Raw genomic sequence first — 16,041 nt, 5'->3', positions numbered from 1 at the left:
GGGCTTCTTCCTAGTCGGTGCTCTGGGTTGCGTTGCGGGGTGACGGCCTGGTCAATAGCCGGGCCAGGATCCCGGTTCCGGCCGGGACGCTTCGGGAAAGCAGCACACCGAGCAGGAGGATGGCCAACAGCACGACGCCGCGGCCCAGTCCCTGCCAGAAGAAGGAGAGCCCCACGAGGTTCATCCCGTTGCTCAGCAGAGCGAAGATCAGCACGCCGATGAGCGTCCCGGGCACCGAGACGCGTGAGAAGCGGGAAAGCGTCGCCCCGATGAAAACCGCGCCGATGGCATCCATCAGGTATGCCTGTCCGGATCCGGGCACGAACCCATTGGTCCGTGAGGCCAGGATGACTCCGGCGAACCCCGCAACCAGGGAGCAGAGCAGATAAGCCGAGACCGTGATGCGGTTGATCCGCAGCCCGGAGATCCGCGCCGCGGTGGGCTGCTCGCCGGTGACCGTCACGGTGCGGCCCCAGCGAGTCGCCCCGAGCAGCACGCCGATGACCAGGGCAACGAGCGCGGCGCTGACGATCACCCCGTCCACGTCCACCAGATAACCGCGGCCAAGCAGGGCGAACTCGATCGGCACGCGGGGCTTGGACAGGTAGATGGGGGCTCCACCGCCGGTGAGCAGTTGCTGGACGCTGGTGCCAATGAACCAGACGCTCAGCGTGGCCAGGAACGGCGGGATGCGCAGGCCCACGATCAGTGCTGCATTGACGGCGCCGACCAGCAGTCCAAAGAGCAAACCGGCCGCGATGGCGACCCAGGCACGGTATCCGTCGGCGATCAACGCCGCGGACGCAAGCGCGGCCAGGTCCACGGCGACTCCGATGGACAGGTCGATGCCGCCGGCACGGACCACGATGGTCATCCCGATGGCCACCAGCGACAGGATGGCCATCTGGCCCAGTACGCCGGCCAGGTTCCCTGCAGTCAGGAAGACCGGGGACAGCATGCCGAAGCCGAGCAGGATCGCGGCCAGGGCCACCGGGGCAATCAGCCGCGGTGCGATGGCTCCGACCCGGCGCCGCTCCCGGCCGGGAGCGGGCCCGGGGTTGCCCTGCGGTGTCGGTGGCGTGGGCAGCAACGGTGGGGATTGTTGAATGAGGGTCATGATGCGGTGTTCCTTCCTCGGACAACGACGACGGCGAGCACCAGCAGGATCAACAGGCCCTTGGCTGCGCCGACCCACTGGCTGGCAACCCCCAGCAGGGTTAGCCCGTTGGCCAGCCCGGCGACGAAGATCGCGGCGACGACGGTGCCGGGGATATTGACCACGAGCCGGCGGGAGAAGACGGTGGACATGTAGGCCACCAGGATGATGTCCAGCAGGATCTGCCCGCCGATGCCGGGTACGGCGGCGGAGAGCCGAGAGGCCAGCAATACCCCGGCGATGCCGCCCAATACGCCACTGATGACGTAGCTGGAGAAGCGGTAGCGTGCCGGGGACAGCCCGGCGATCGAGGCAGCGGTGGCGTTTTGCCCCACCGCGTAGCTGTTGACGCCCCAGGCGGTCTTGCCCAGCGCCCACCAGGCAAGCAGGGTGGCCGCAACCAGCACCACGACGGCGGCGGGCAGGCCGGCGAAGGTTCCCTGGCGCAGCCACAGGAAGGCTCCGCCATCGAGGGCGACCTTGAGGTTGTCGCTGACCACCAGTTCCAGGGACGTGGCAATGCCCATGGTCGCCAGCGTTGCCAGCAACGGCCGCAGGCCCAAGATGATGGCAGCTCCATTGACAGCACCCAGCGCCGCGGCAACTGCCAGACCCGTGAGTACGGCGGCCGTGGCTCCGGTGCCTGCCGCGACGGAAACGGCCGTGACGGTCCCGGCAAGCCCGGCGGTGGCCCCGATGGAAAGGTCGATGCCGCCCTCCAGGACGTCGTCGCCACCGGTGACGATCACGATGGCCAAGCCAATGCCGGCGATCCCGAAGACGGCTGCCTGGTTCAGCACCGAGGACACGTTCTCCCACTGCAGGAAGTGCGGCGACCCAAGGGCAAAGAAACCCAGGATGAGGACCACGGCGGCATAACCGGCCCAGGTGATCAGTGCGGGGCGTCTGCGCGGGGCGGCGGCCCCGGCGCCCGGACGGATGGGGTCCAGCGTGGTGACGCTCATGCGTACTGCCTCGCATTCAGGGTTTCGGGGGTGGATTGGACCTGGCCTGGAGCCGAGGCGGCTCCCGAGGCGATCGCCAGAATCCGGTCGGTGGTGACCTCGGGTCCGGAAAGTTCGGCGGCGACCTTTCCGCGGTAAAGGACCAAGGTCCGGTCGGCGATGCCGATGAGTTCCTCCAGGTCGACGGTCACTACCAACACGGCGGCTCCGGCCTCGACGAGCTCATTGATTTGGGCGTAGATCTGGGCACGGCTGCCGACGTCGACACCGGAGGTGGGCTGGTCAAGCACCAGCACCGACGCGTCGGCGGCCAGCCACTTGCCCAGCACCGTCTTTTGCTGGTTTCCCCCGGAAAGGTTCCCGGCGATGGCCGAACCGTTGGCCGGGCGAATGTCGAGCTGCTCGATGTATTTCCTTGCAAGCCTCGTCTCCAGCGCGGGGGCAATGAATCCCAGGAGTTTCGAAACGTTGCGCAAGCGCGCCACTGACAGGTTTTCCGCCACGGTGTTTCGCACGAAGATGCCGTCGCGGCGGCGATTCGAGGGCACATAGGCCCCGCCGTTGGCAACGAATCCGGCCACGTCGCGCACCGGTTGGCCGCTCAGCTGAACACTCCCGTGGCGCTTGGCGGTGCCGGTGACGGCGTCGGCGACGACATCCACTCCGGAGCCGACCAGCCCGGTGATGGCCAGCACCTCTCCGGGCAGTACTTGGAGGTCAAGCCCCTGCAGGGCGCCGGGAACACTGAGTCCACGGACCTGAAGTGCCGGTATCTTGCTGTCGGGACGGCGTGGGGTCCGCCCGTGGTCGAACTCGACAACCTTGCGACCCACCATCAGCTCGACCACGTCTTCAAGGCTGTCCCCGGCGCGCAGCGACACATTCCCGGCGTTCCCGCCGTTGCGCAGCACGGTGATCTTTTCGGTGATCTCGTTGAGTTCCTGCAGGTAGTGGGAGATGTAGATGATGCCAACTCCGGCGCCCTGAAGGCGGCGCAGGGTGCCGAAGAGCTGGTCGACCTCGCCGGAGGCCAGCGGCGCGGTTGGCTCGTCCAGGATCAGCACCCGCGGTTCGGAAAGCACCGCCCGGGTGATCTGGAGCAGTTGCTGCTGGGCAACTGTAAGCCGTTCCACCAGCAGGGAGGCATCGATGTGCTGGCCGGTGACGCGCAGGATGTCGGAGGAGGCTTTCTGTTCCAGGTTGCCGCGGCGTATCCAGCCGCGGCCGAGGTTCCGGTGCCCGAGGTACAGCTGTTCCGCGACGGAGAGCCTGGGGGCCAGGTGCCGGTCCTGGTGGATCACGTGGATACCCAGCTCCTCGGCGTCGGCCGGCCTGGCGATGGACACGGGGTTGCCGTCCAGCCGGATCTCGCCCGAGTCGGCGGCATAGAGGCCGGTGAGGATCTTGATCAGTGTCGACTTGCCGGCCCCGTTCTCGCCAACGAGCCCCAGTATCTGCCCGGAACCGAGCTCGAGGTCGACGTCGGTGAGGACCTGCGTGGAACCGAACGACTTGTTGATTCCGGTCATTTCCAGCAGCGGGACGTTAGATGCCGAGGTCAAGGCGCACCTGATTCACGTTGGACTTGTCGATGAACACGGGGGCCAGGTAGCTGGTGTTGGGGACCTCGTCGGCTCGGTCACCGAGCAAGAGGGCAACGTTGGCAGCCGACTTGGCTGCCATCGCCTTGGTCTGCTGCGCAACGGTTACGGTGTAGGAGCTTTCCGGGTCCGCGATGAGGTCAAGTGCCCCGGGTTCGGCGTCGACGCCGTAGAGCTTGATTTCGTCCCTGCCTGCCGAATCGACGGCCTGGGCCGCACCAATCAGCGGGATGTCCCAGCAACTCCAGATGGCGTCGATCTCCCCGGCGGGGAGTCTGCGAAGCTGGTCCTGGACCTGCTTCTTGGCATCCTCGATGGTGCCTTCGTATTTGTCCTGAAGCTCGGGCTTCAGGATTTCGATTCCCGGGTAGTCCTCGAGCACCACCTTGAGTTCGCTGTAGCGGATGCGGCACGGGGCCACTCCGGGGAAACCGTTGAAGGCCAGGATCTTGCCCTTGCCCCCGATGTCCTCGGCCAGGGTGCGGGCAACGGTGGAGCCGACCCACCAGTTGTCTCCGGTGACGTTGTTGCTGCTGTACTCGGACTGGAAATCTATGGTGAACAGTGCGATCCCGGCCTCGTCGACCTTCTTCAGGGCGGGACTGAGCGTTTGGGCATCACCGAGGATCACGATGATCGCATCAGGCTGCTGCGTGACGAGGTTTTCCACGTTGCTGACGTGCTTGTCGTCCTTTGCCTCGGCCTGGGTTGCAATCACCGTGCCACCGAGTTCCTCAATTCGGGATTGGAGCTCCTCATAAATAACGCGGCTGTAGTCGTGGACAATGTCCTTCGCGGCGATTCCAACCGTCTTGCCTTCCAGCGAGGGGACGCCGGCGAGGGAGTCGGCTTCTGCAACGGGAGCGCCCGCTGCCCCCGTGCCTGGTTGGCTGGCGACCGGAGCGGCGGTCGCCACCGGTTCCTTCAGCGAGCATCCGGTGACCATCAAGGTCAGCGCGGCTGCCAGGCTCGCGCCCTTAAGAATCGCTCCGCGCAGCGCACGGCCTGACGATGCCGAGTGGGATTTGGTGTTTTCCATGAAACGCATTCCTTCAACAATCTCGGTGGCGAAGAAATCGACAAACAATCCGTCCCATGGCCAGCAGGTCCTGGCGGCGGGAGGAATCGCGAGATCTCCATCGGTCCTGGCCGAAGCACTATCCACGGATTGCTCCGTAAACTTGCTGCGGCGTCAACAAGCCAGGTCTCTCGGCCGCTCTGGATGGGTACTCATCGATTCAAACAGCCTGATTCCGCCGAATAAACACGACCGTAATATGTCGGTTGCCTCAGGCCTCATGACGTCGTCTGGCGACTTTCACATCGTCACACCGGGCCGGATTCCGCCCTTCGTCGACCTCGAGATGTCATATGGCGCAAGGAACCGTCACCTTTCGCCTTCAATTTGGAACTAGCCGCCCTCCGCTCCATCCGCTACGGCTTCTCCTGCTGGGGCCGGTGACACATTCACCAGACCCGGCTTCGCAATTCACTTTGTGTCCGGCAGGAATCAAACCGCCCAGGGCTGACGAATGATGCAGTGCCCCAGCAGCCCGCGATGCCGATGGCAAAAGATGTTGTCGGAATTCATGCTCCGACACGGACAAAAAATCTAGAATTAGGGTACGGATAAAGGACTTGGTGATGAACATGAAAAACAAACGTCCCCGCTCGGCAGGCAGCGCAGGCAGTACTTCCAGGATGGGTCCTGCCGCGCTGCACGGTTCGGCGTCAAGCCCCGGACTCCCAAATTTGGCAGGTGCCCAGATCCCGGGCCCGGGTACCAAGCATGTCCTCTACGGCGCGGACGGTACGCTGTCCGACGCAGCTGCCGATCCGTGGGAACTTGAGGGCCATTTGGGTTCCCGCGGCGGGATTCGCTCTTTCCTGGGCAGGATCTTTAGACGCTGAGGTGTCGCAAGGAATCCAATCTGTTGTACTCCACGGAGTAGTACGTCTACCTGAAGCGTAGGCAACCATCTTCATGGTTTCCTACGTTTGTGTTCCCATTTGAAGTCTTAGCGTTGGCCCCGGGCAGCCAGGATCGAGCCCCGGAACCGATTCAACGAGGCGCCCTGCTTCTGGGCCTCGACCACAAGGCGCCGGTGCTCGGCCGGTGAGACCCGAACGCGGAGGTTGCCACCATACGCTCGGAGAACGGTGCAGGCACGTCTTCGCCATTGAATTCAAGGTCGCGTACGACTCCTTCGACGAGATTCTCCAATGCGCGAAGGGACGCGTGCTGATCGTCGTCCAGCCATGACAATGAGGGAAATTCCGCAACGGTCGCAATAAATTCCTCGTCTGCAGGCGACCATTCAGCTCAATAGCGGTAATGGGAAATGCGCGGACTAGCGACGACTTGCATCCTTCGACTCCTTTTGTCGATCGCTGCTAGCACTTGGGCAACCTGATATGGCCTAGCCGTCCCGCCGCGCCCACACGAAAGGTACCGCAGGCCGTCACAAACCTCCCTTCTTCCAAGCGAACTGGTTTCATATAGCGAGGATCGAGCTTGGAAAGGGACGAATAACCATATGTCCGAGGACTCCACCGAATCAGTGGGCGCAATACCCGATCCGGTACTTCGTTCCATCGGCTTCTTGGCATTCTTTGACCGTTTCGCCACACCGCCCATGCTCGTCGCCCTGGCTACTTTCACTGACCTCTCCTTGTCCCAGGCCGTCCAGCTGGTCGCCGTCTATGCGCTTTTCTACGCCTTCGGGCAACCTTTGTGGGGATTTCTCAGCGACCGCTTTGGTCGCCTGACGGTGCTGCGTCTGGCACTCATCGGGGCCGTTCTCGGCGCCGTTGCGAGCACCTTGTTCATTTCATACGTGCCGTTGCTGGTGGCCAGGGCCTTCTCTGGTTTCATGTTCGGCGCGCTGTATCCGACCTTGCTCACGCTGCTGGGTGATACCCGGACGGGGATCGACCGCGCCCGGGGGCTCTCGGACCTGCAGATCTATTCCTCGCTGGGAGCGACCCTGGCCACCTTGGGAGCAGGAGCCGTCGCGACCTTCCTGGATTGGCGGTTGGTCTTTGGAATTCCTGCACTGGGAGCTGCGGCAATCCTGTTTGCGTTGGCCAAGGTTTCGGCAGTTCCGGTGGTTCGCGGCCGCTTCCAGCTTCGCCGCGCCTTTACCGTAGCCGCGGTTGGCGTCTATGTGATTGCCCTGATGGAGGGCATGGTGTTGCTCGGCGCGCTGACCTACATCGTGCCGGCGCTTCAGCACGCCGGCGTGGGGATCGGGGTTGCCGGGCTGTTGGCCACCGGCTACGCCGTGGGGGTGATATTCGGTGCCCGCGCGATGAAGAAATTGGTGCACCGTTTCTCCCGGACCCAGCTGATTTGTGCCGGCGGCTCGGTATTGACGGTGGCTTGCGGGATCTCCATGCTGTGGCCGGTACCTGCGGTGGTCACCGTGACGGCGACCTTGATCGGCGTCGCCAACGCGGTCATGCACTCGTCAATGCAGGGTTGGGCCACCGATGTCGCACCGCAGGCCCGTGCGACGACCGTCTCGTTGTTCGCCGCATCGCTGTTCCTGGGCGGCTCGCTGGGAAACTTCGCCACGGCCACCCTGGCCGAAACGGGCGACTACGCCGCCATCTTCGGCTACGGCCTGCTGCTCAGCGCGCTGCTGACAACGGCCGCGACATTCGGCCACACAGCATGGAACCGTCGCCATGCCGAACCCGCCACCCTCGGATAGCAACACGCAATAGATTCCGCGCGTCCCGCCCATGAACGTTGACGTCATGGAACCATGGCAAAAACATCGCACGAACATTGCCCGCCCCAGTGTTCACGAATTCGTGGGCGAGTCTTTGCCGGCAGGACCTCTTCCCGGACCACGAACCCCGTTCCCCATTCACCTGCACTTGGAAAGTTGGAGGTGCCGACGAATAAGTCGGCAGGTTTTCCCCCAACCCGGAGGTCGCTCGTGCAGTCGTTCACCCCACCGTCCAAGAAGGCCCATGCCCGTCCCCTCGGCATTGCCGCCGGAACCCTGGCGCTCATGTTCGCCGGATCCGTTCTCTCCCCCGCCGCCAGCGCAGCCACCGTCAAGGCTGACTGGGACGCAGCTGCCTTCCGCGGCACCGTCGATGTCGTCAAGCCAACCGGCGACGCAGGCCAGGAGGCCATCGATGGAATCGTTTTCGATGACAAGAACAAGAACTCCAAGCAGGACGCCAAAGAACTCGGCCTGAACGGCGTGACCGTGTCGAACGGACGCGACGTCACAAAGACCGATTCGAAGGGCCGCTACGAGCTGCCGGCCTTTGACAACATGACGGTGTTCGTTACGCAGCCGCGCGGCTACCAGGTACCGGTCGACGAAAACAATGTCGCCCAGTTCTCCTACCACCACCTGCCCGCCGGCTCCCCGGAGCTGAAGTTCGGCGGCATCGCCCCGACCGGCGCACTGCCGGAAGCAGTGAACTTCCCGCTGGCCAAGAGCCAGCTGACCCAGTCCCCCGAGCAGCACTGCCTCATCGGCGGCGACATCCAGACCTACAACCAGGACGAGGTCGAATACGCCCGCAATGGCGCCTTCGCCGACCTGGCCCAGCGCACCGACTACGAGGGCTGCGGTGCCCTGTTCATTGGAGACGTGGTGGGCGACGACCTTTCCTTCTACCCGCAGACCCGCGAACTGGCCAGCGTCCTGAATGGCCCGGCCCGCTTCCTGCCCGGCAACCACGACCTGGACTTCGATTCGACCACCAGCGAACACGCGTTTGACACCTTCAAGGCCAACCTCGGCCCGGAGTACTACTCCTACGACGCCGGCAAGGCCCACGTGGTCGCGCTGAACACCGTCGAGTACCCGACCAAGCAGCCCGCAGCGAAGGGCGACTACACCGGCGCCCTGGACGAGCAACAGCTTCAGTGGCTGCGCAACGACATTGCCCAGGTGCCGATGAACAAGGTCATCGTGCTGGCCGCGCACATCCCGCTGCTCGACTTCGCCGACCAAGGAAGCGCCAAGCACCAGGTCAAGCAGGTAGCCGAGATCTACGAACTGCTGAAGGGCCGCGAGGTCGTGGCGCTGGGCGGACACACCCACAGCATCGAGAACATGCGCGAAGGCGACAAGCTCGAAGGCTGGAATGACATCTTCGGCATCGACGGACTGCCCTTCACCCACATCACCGCCGGCGCGATCTCCGGTGACTGGTACTCGGGACGCGACGCCGAGAGCGGCTACCCGCTCGCCCTGCAGCGCGACGGCGGACGCCCGGGCGTGCTGACCCTTGACATCAAGAACACCGATGTCGTCGAGCGCTTCACCGTCCGCGGCGAAGACGACTCCGTGCAGATGGCCCTGGGGCTGAACACCCCGGCCTACCGCGACTGGTACGAAGCGAACCTTTCCAACAAGGGCAAGGCCCCGGAGTTCGAGAACCCGCTGTCCGTGCCGAAGTCCGACTTGGCCAACAACACCTGGCTGACCACCAACTTCTGGATGGGTTCCACCGGCTCCACCGTCAAGGTGAGCATCGACGGCGCGGCATCCACCGAAGCCACCCGAACCCAGGCGATGGAAGGCGAAGCCCCGCTGGTTGGCGCCGAGTACTCAGACCCGGTGGCCGCTCAGGAGCAGCTGGTCAACGGTGGCAGCCTCGCCGACCGCTCCATGCACCTGTGGCGCCTGGAACTGCCATCCGGCCTAGCCGTCGGCGAGCACACCGCGGAGGTCACCGCGACCGACGTGCACGGACGCGAATTCACGCAGACCTTGGCGTTCGAGGTCACCGAGTAACACCCGGTTTCACACATTGAGCGCACTGGCGGTGCGTCGCGGCCTTCGGGCTGCGGCGCACCGCCGCCGTTTTCGGAATCTTCCCTTCGGCGAGTCGCCTCGTCCATGCCACCCGGCGCTCCCCCAATCACTGCTTGCCGTTCACCTGCCGTTGAAACGCTGGACAAGGCCGGTTCCCCGATCGGCCCAAAATCCAATCGCACCGGAAGGCACGTCTTGAAGCCGTTCATCAATCCGTCCAAGAAGCCACCAGTCCGGCCGCTGGCCATCGCGGCAGGTGCCCTGGTCCTGGCCACCGCGGGCACCCTGCTTTCCTCCAGCGCGGGCGCGGCCCCCACCCAGCCCGACTGGGACGCAACCGTCTACCGCGGTGCCGTCGAGGTCGTTGCGCCGACCGGCACCAACAACCAGGAAATGCTCAACGGGGTCGTCTTTGACGACAAGAACAAGAACTCCCGGCACGACGGCAACGAGCCCGGCCTGAACGGCGTGAGCGTGTCCAACGGACGCGAGATCGCCACAACCGATTCAAGCGGCCGCTACGAACTTCCGGCGTTCGACAACATGACGGTGTTCGTCACCCAGCCGCGCGGCTACCAGGTCCCTGTCGACGAGGACAACATCGCCCAGTTCTTCTACAACCACCTGCCCGAAGGCTCCCCGGCCCTGAAGTTCGGCGGCATCGCCCCGACCGGGGCCCTGCCGGACGCGGTCAACTTCCCGCTGGCCCAAAGCACGCTGACCCAGTCGCCCGAGCAGCACTGCGCCATTGGCGCAGACATCCAGACCTACAACCAGAAGGAAGTCGAGTACGCCCGCAACGGCGTATTCGCGGATCTCGCCGCGCGCGAGGACTACGCCGGTTGCGGCGCCCTGTTCATCGGCGACGTGGTGGGCGACGACCTCTCTGTATTCACCCAGACCCGCGAGCTGACCTCCATGCTCAACGGTCCCGCACGTTTCCTGCCCGGCAACCACGACCTGGACTTCGACGCGCTTGACGGGGAACACGAGTTCGACTCCTTCCGCGCCCAGTTCGGGCCGGAGTACTACTCCTACGACTCCGGCAAGGCGCACGTCGTGGCGCTGAGCAACATCGAGTACCCGACGAAGGTGCCCGCCAAGAAGAGCAGCTACACCTACGGCCTCGGCGAGCGCCAGCTCGACTGGTTGAGCGCGGACATCGCACAGGTCCCGAAGAACAAGGTCATCGTGTTGGCGGGCCACAGCCCGTTGCTCGAGTTCTACTACAGCGACTCGCACACCGTGAAGCAGCTGAAGGAGATCTACGAGATCCTTGAGGGCCGCGAGGTCGTCTCGCTGGGCGGGCACACGCACATGGCGGAGAACCTGCGCGAGGGCGATTTGATGGCCGGGTGGCGCGACGAGGTCGGCGAGGCGGGTCTGCCGTTCACCCACTTGACCGTTCCCGCGGTGTCGGGCCACTGGTACGGCGGCCGGGTCCTGGACGGAGGCTATCCGACGTCCGTCCAGCGCGACGGCACCCCGCCAGGCGTGCTGACCCTCGACATCAAGAACACGGAAGTCACCGAGCGTTTCACTATCCGAGGCGGCGATGGGGCCCGGCAGATGTCCGTGGGCCTGAACACGCCGAAGTACCGCGCTTGGTACGAAGAGAACATCGACTTGCCGCGCGGTTCCGCTCCCGAGCTGAAGGAACCGCTGTTGGTGTCTCAGGATGATCTTGCCGACCAGGCTTGGCTGACTGCCAATTTCTGGATGGGCAGCACCGGCTCCTCCGTCGAGGTCAAGGTCGACGGCGGCCAACCCGTCGCGGCCGTACGCACCCAGCAGATGAGTGGAGAGACCCCGCGCATCGGCGCCGAGTATTCCGACCCCGCGGCCATCCAGGAGCAGTTCGTCCACGGCGGCGGACTCGCCGACCGCTCCATGCACCTGTGGCGTCTCGAGCTGTCTGCGGATCTCCCGCTCGGGGAGCACACCGCGGAGTTCACCGCCACCGACATGCACGGCCGTGAATTCACCGAAACCTTGGCCTTCCAGGTCACCGAGTAACACCCGGTTTCACATATTGAGCGCACCGGCGGTGCGTCGCGGCTTTCGGGCAGCGGCGCACCGCCGTCGTTTTTGTCACTTAGTCCTTGGTGCACCGGGCCGCCGGATGCCGCTTCGACGCTTGCTGCAAGAACAGGCCTTAGTTGGCTTGCGTATTTGCCAGCATGAATTCGCGGGCTTCGCGAACCTGTTCTTCGGTGGGCGTCAGGCCGGTGTAGAGAACAAACTGCTCCACGGCCTGCAGCGTTGCAACGTCGGCACCGGTCACTACCGGCTTCCCCGCGTTGCGTGCGGCACGGATGAGAGGCGTCTGAACCGGCATGGCAACGACGTCGAACACCACCTGCGAAGCCGTGACCTGTTCCAGCGAGAACGGCATCCGGTCCGCGTCCCCGCCACCGGCCATGCCGATAGGGGTGACGTTGACCAGCAGTTCTGCACCGTCCTCGGCTTCAGCAGCCCACTCGAAGCCATAGGCCCGGGCCAGAATCCGGCCGGCCGATTCATTGCGGGCAACCACCACGACGTCGTCGAACCCCGCGTCCCGCAGTGCTGCCACCACTGCCTTGGCCATTCCCCCGGACCCACGGACCGCAGTTCGCAGCGAAGGGGAAATGTTGCGGGTTTTCAGCAATTCAAGCACTGCCGAATAGTCGGTGTTGTGGGCCGTGAGGACACCGTTGTCATTGACGATGGTATTCACTGAATCGATGGCCGCGGCGGAAGCGGCCACATGGTCGACGAGCGGAATCACCGCTTCCTTGTAGGGCATGGAAACGGCGGCACCACGTATGCCAAGACCGCGGACGCCGGCGATGGCCTGGGCCAAGTCGGTGGGGGCGAACGCCTTGTAGATCCAGTTCAGGCCCAGCTGCCCGTAAAGGTGGTTGTGGAACAGGGTCCCGTTGTTGCTGGGCCGCGCCGCAAGCGAAATGCACAGCTTCATGTCCTTGTTCAATATCGGCATGCTTCAGTCTAATCCGGCGGCCCCGGACCAAAATCGCTGCGCTTACTCGTCGGCCAATGACGTCGCTTGTGCCGCTACTTCACGGGCATCCAGCCCATGCAGTAGTCCAGGTTCGCGATGACGGTGCGCACGGCGGCCTCGCCGTCACCGGCCTCGATCGCGTCCAGCAGGTCTTCGTGGCCCACTGCCATGCAGCCGTCGAAGCCGGCTTCGAGCCGCTGGACCATCTTGGTCCCGTGGAAGACATCCCCGAAGCTTTCGTAGAGTTCGTGCAGCAGAGTATTGCCGGAGGCCTCGGCCACGCGCAGGTGGAATTCCCAATCCGCCGTCGACCAGGCCTCGTAGTCGGCGGCCTCCCAGGCCTCGCGCCGTCGGACCAGCAATGCGCGAAGCACGGCAATCACGGCGGGGTCGGCCGAGCCGGCGGCGAGACGGGCGGCCTGCGTATCCAGGGCAAAGCGCACCTGGAGCACGTCCTCGTCCGCGTGTTCGCGATAGACCCGCTGCGCGGTGCCGCTGATTTCGCTGGTGGCGCGCACGTAGGTCCCGTCCCCGCGCAGGACTTCGAACAAGCCGGCGTGCGCGAGCGCCTTGACCGCCTCGCGCAGGGTGCCACGGGAAACTCCCAGCTCGGCCACGAGCTCGGGTTCGGACGGGATCTTCTCGCCCACGCCCCAGCGCCCCGAAGCGACGGCCTCGCGCAGCCGGGCCACAACCTCGTCGGCCAACGGCGGCCGCAAACCGGGCACGCTCACGCCTGCACCTCCGCCGGGACAACCTTTTTCCGGCCGATTCCGCCCAGCCGGTAGCCGAGGACAAACTGCACCAGGGCCACACCGACGAGGATCACCAGGGGAACCGTCCAGGAACCAAGAACGCCCTGCAACAGGCCGAGGCCGAACGGGCCGGCGGCGGCGACGAGGTAACCGACGGACTGGGCCAGGGTCGACAGTGCGGTGGTTTCGGCCGCGCTCTCGCCGCTGCGGCTGATCATCAGCATCAACAGCGGGAAAATGCCCAGTCCCAGGCCGGTGAGAACCGCAGGGATCACCGAGAACGCGACGGGGAGCAGCAGCAGGGAAGTGAAGCCGGCGACGGCGCACCCGCAAGTCAGGATAAATGCGGGGCGCAAGAGCCGCGGCTTCGAGGCCATCCACAACAGGAGCAACACCGTGGGGATGCTGACCGCCTGCACCAGGCCCAGCATGAAGCCCGCCGTGGCGGCATTCGATCCACGCGAAATGAGGATGTGCGGCAACCAGCTCAACAGCGTGTAAACCAGCAGTGACTGGACCGCAAAGACCGAGGTGAACAGCAGGCCCTTGCGTGTTGCCAGCATGGGCCACGGGGAGACGTGGGGTCCGGCGGGTCCGGAAGCGCGGCTTCCCCTGATGGCCAGCGGCAGGAAGACCAGCAGCGCGAGGGCAGCCGGAATTGCCCAGGCAGCAAGGCCGAGCGTCGGCGATCCCAAGACTCCGGCGATCGGCACGCTCAGCGCCGCGGCGCTAGTCGCACCCACCGACATGGTGACGGTGTAGGTGGCGGTCATCGCCGCGGATCTGCTGGCGTGGTGCTCCCGGATGAAGGAGGGCATGGTCACGTTGCAGATGGCCAGGCCGGACATGCCGAGCACGGTGCCGGCCAGCAGCAGCCAGGTGGACTCGAAAGCGCGCACGGCCAGACCCAGGGTCAGCAGCAGCAGGGCGATTCCAATCGCCCGCTCAAGACCCGTGTGCTTGACCAACCAGGCGGTGCCGGCCCCGGCGAAGGCAAAGCAGAGCACCGGGATGGTGGGCAGCAGCGAGGCCACCAGCGTGCCGTATCCGAGCAGGGTTTCCAGGTCGTGATAAAGCGGCGCCGCGGAGGCAATCCCGGCGCGAAGGTTCAGGCCGACCAGGACCACCGCAGCCACGGTCAGGGCCCCGGTGACCCAGCCGTTTCGACGTGCGGGCGCCGGCCCGGCAACCGGAGCACCGACGGCCGCTTCGACCTCGGCCATCTGTCCGGCGACATCCTCCGCGGCCTGCGGTGGGCTGGGTGGTTTCCGGGTCGTCTCTGAGCTCATGGTTAAACATTAGACGTCTGATGTTTGTTGCGGTGAATTTCGTGGCTTTTCCCACGAACCGGCACCCTTTGCCGGGGCTCCGCTAGGCTGGCTTCAGGACCAGGGCACCAATTGGCCACCACGTCCAGAGAGCCCTAAGGAGTCCACCACGCACCGCAGCCCAGCATCGCGCACGGCACTCCCGTGGGTCATCGCCGGCATCGTGGTCGTGGCCTTGAGCCTGCGCGCACCGATCATCGCGCCCACCGCGGTGATCCCCGACATCACGGCCGACACCGGGCTCAGCGCGGTCGGGGCCGGGTTGCTGACCGGACTGCCGGTCCTGCTCTTCGCGCTCGCCACCCCGCTGGCGACGCGCAGCATCCGTCGCTTCGGCCCGGAGGCAACCATCATCCTGTGCCTGGCCGGCGTGCTGGCCGGGACCGTCATCCGCTCGCTCGGACCGGCCTGGGTGGTCCTGGCCGGAACCATACTGATCGGTGCGGCCATGACCCTGGGGAACATCGCCGTCCCCGTGCTGATCCGTCGGGATGTCCCGTTCAACCGGATCTCCGCCGCCACCGGCGCCTATTCGGCCACCATGAACATCGGTTCCATGGCCACCTTGCTGGGCACCGCGCCGCTGGCGGCCGTTGTTGGCTGGCGCTGGGCGATCGCGGCGTGGGGCATGGTGACCGCTGCAGGACTGGCCTATTGGCTGCTGCGGCAACGGCATGCGCGCAACTCGACATTGGAATCCACGGTGGAGCCGGCCCGCGCACCGGCGGTCCCGGTGGTTTCGGATGGTCCCGGCGCCGCGGCCGCCACGGCTCGCGCAGCCATTGACCGGACCCGCTTCCGCAGGGTCGTAGCCCTGCTGGTTCTCGCCTTTTGAGGACAGTCCGCCGCCTATTACGCCACGACCGCCTGGCTGCCCCTGATGCTTTCGGACACGCGCGGACTTGCGCCGGCCACCTCCGGCGCAACGGCTTCGCTGTTCCAGATCGCCGCGGTCATCGGCGCTTTCGGTGTGCCCCTGTTGGCTGCGCGAACGAAGCTCTGGATCGCGACTGGAGTCATCGCGCTGTTCTGGGTCTCGCTCCCGATCGGCCTGTTGGCGGCCCCGGAGGCGTTCGTGCTCTGGTCCATCATCGGCGGGATCGCCCAGGGCGGCGGGTTCACGGCCATCTTCTCGATCATCCCCCGCGTGGCCCACAACAACGCCGACACTGCCACCGCTTCCGCCCGCATCCAGGCCGGCGGCTATCTCGCCGCCACCTTTGCCCCGCCACTTGCCGGCTGGCTCAACAGCACCACCGGCTCCTGGACCATGCCGCTGTTCCTGGTGCTTGCGGCAACCCTGGCCTTCACCATCGGGTCGCTGCTGGCCGCGCGGCTTGCCGAACGGCGCTAGCACCAAAGCGCATGTTGCTCCACCGCACCGCGTTCGATCGCTTCCGAGATCATTGCTGACGGGCTTTGAGCCGGAACTCTGCTGCT

Annotated in this window: 12 protein-coding genes and 1 pseudogene; 5 read left to right on the top strand and 8 right to left on the bottom strand. The window is 65.3% G+C overall.

Annotated elements, in window-relative coordinates; genetic code table 11:
* Positions 1–10: 10 nt before the first annotated feature.
* The 5 genes from ABD687_RS15740 to ABD687_RS15720 form a co-directional block, all read right to left on the bottom strand.
* Complete coding sequence (locus tag ABD687_RS15740; RefSeq protein ID WP_264269896.1) at positions 11–1,117, bottom strand: ABC transporter permease; 1,107 nt, start codon at positions 1,115–1,117, stop codon at positions 11–13.
* Positions 1,114–2,121, bottom strand: a complete 1,008-nt coding sequence (locus ABD687_RS15735; RefSeq protein ID WP_310289760.1) for an ABC transporter permease — start codon at positions 2,119–2,121, stop codon at positions 1,114–1,116. The genes ABD687_RS15740 and ABD687_RS15735 overlap by 4 nt, the downstream gene beginning before the upstream one ends.
* Positions 2,118–3,683: a sugar ABC transporter ATP-binding protein gene (locus ABD687_RS15730; protein WP_310289763.1), complete on the bottom strand. Its 1,566-nt coding sequence runs from the start codon at positions 3,681–3,683 to the stop codon at positions 2,118–2,120. The genes ABD687_RS15735 and ABD687_RS15730 overlap by 4 nt, the downstream gene beginning before the upstream one ends.
* Positions 3,667–4,761 (bottom strand): substrate-binding domain-containing protein, encoded by a 1,095-nt coding sequence (locus ABD687_RS15725; RefSeq protein WP_310289765.1) that lies wholly within the window; start codon positions 4,759–4,761, stop codon positions 3,667–3,669. Before ABD687_RS15725 ends, ABD687_RS15730 begins: the two co-directional genes overlap by 17 nt.
* A 979-nt stretch (positions 4,762–5,740) precedes the next feature.
* Positions 5,741–5,908: a toxin-antitoxin system HicB family antitoxin gene (locus ABD687_RS15720; protein ID WP_344761022.1), complete on the bottom strand. Its 168-nt coding sequence runs from the start codon at positions 5,906–5,908 to the stop codon at positions 5,741–5,743.
* A 351-nt stretch (positions 5,909–6,259) separates the two neighbouring features.
* Between ABD687_RS15720 and ABD687_RS15715 the strand changes: the two genes are divergently transcribed.
* The 3 genes from ABD687_RS15715 (at position 6,260) to ABD687_RS15705 (ending at position 11,530) form a co-directional block, all read left to right on the top strand.
* Positions 6,260–7,438, top strand: a complete 1,179-nt coding sequence (locus ABD687_RS15715; protein WP_310289766.1) for an MFS transporter — start codon at positions 6,260–6,262, stop codon at positions 7,436–7,438.
* Positions 7,439–7,669: 231 nt separating this feature from the next.
* Positions 7,670–9,493: a calcineurin-like phosphoesterase family protein gene (locus ABD687_RS15710; protein WP_310289767.1), complete on the top strand. Its 1,824-nt coding sequence runs from the start codon at positions 7,670–7,672 to the stop codon at positions 9,491–9,493.
* A gap of 216 nt (positions 9,494–9,709) precedes the next feature.
* Entirely contained in the window at positions 9,710–11,530 is a 1,821-nt protein-coding gene (locus tag ABD687_RS15705; protein WP_310289769.1) for a calcineurin-like phosphoesterase C-terminal domain-containing protein, read from the top strand.
* Positions 11,531–11,669: 139 nt separating this feature from the next.
* Here the strand turns inward: ABD687_RS15705 and ABD687_RS15700 are convergent, their stop codons facing one another.
* The 3 genes from ABD687_RS15700 to ABD687_RS15690 form a co-directional block, all read right to left on the bottom strand.
* Positions 11,670–12,497, bottom strand: coding sequence for a shikimate 5-dehydrogenase (locus ABD687_RS15700; protein WP_310289771.1), 828 nt, complete (start codon positions 12,495–12,497; stop codon positions 11,670–11,672).
* 74 nt (positions 12,498–12,571) lie between these two features.
* Positions 12,572–13,252, bottom strand: a complete 681-nt coding sequence (locus ABD687_RS15695) for a FadR/GntR family transcriptional regulator (RefSeq protein ID WP_310289773.1) — start codon at positions 13,250–13,252, stop codon at positions 12,572–12,574.
* On the bottom strand, positions 13,249–14,562 hold the full coding sequence (locus ABD687_RS15690) for an MFS transporter (protein ID WP_310289775.1): 1,314 nt from the start codon (positions 14,560–14,562) through the stop codon (positions 13,249–13,251). The genes ABD687_RS15695 and ABD687_RS15690 overlap by 4 nt, the downstream gene beginning before the upstream one ends.
* Before the next feature lie 214 nt (positions 14,563–14,776).
* On the opposite strand from ABD687_RS15690, the gene ABD687_RS15685 reads away from it, so the two are divergent.
* Positions 14,777–15,436 (top strand): MFS transporter, encoded by a 660-nt coding sequence (locus ABD687_RS15685; RefSeq protein ID WP_310289777.1) that lies wholly within the window; start codon positions 14,777–14,779, stop codon positions 15,434–15,436.
* 21 nt (positions 15,437–15,457) lie between these two features.
* Positions 15,458–15,955 (top strand): annotated as a pseudogene (locus tag ABD687_RS15680) (MFS transporter); the annotation flags it as partial.
* Positions 15,956–16,041: the final 86 nt, after the last annotated feature.

This window comes from Paeniglutamicibacter sulfureus (assembly GCF_039535115.1).
GTDB classification, from domain to species: domain Bacteria; phylum Actinomycetota; class Actinomycetes; order Actinomycetales; family Micrococcaceae; genus Paeniglutamicibacter; species Paeniglutamicibacter sulfureus.
Note: the sequence above shows the minus strand (reverse complement) of the source record. Positions and strands in the feature narration are given on the sequence as shown.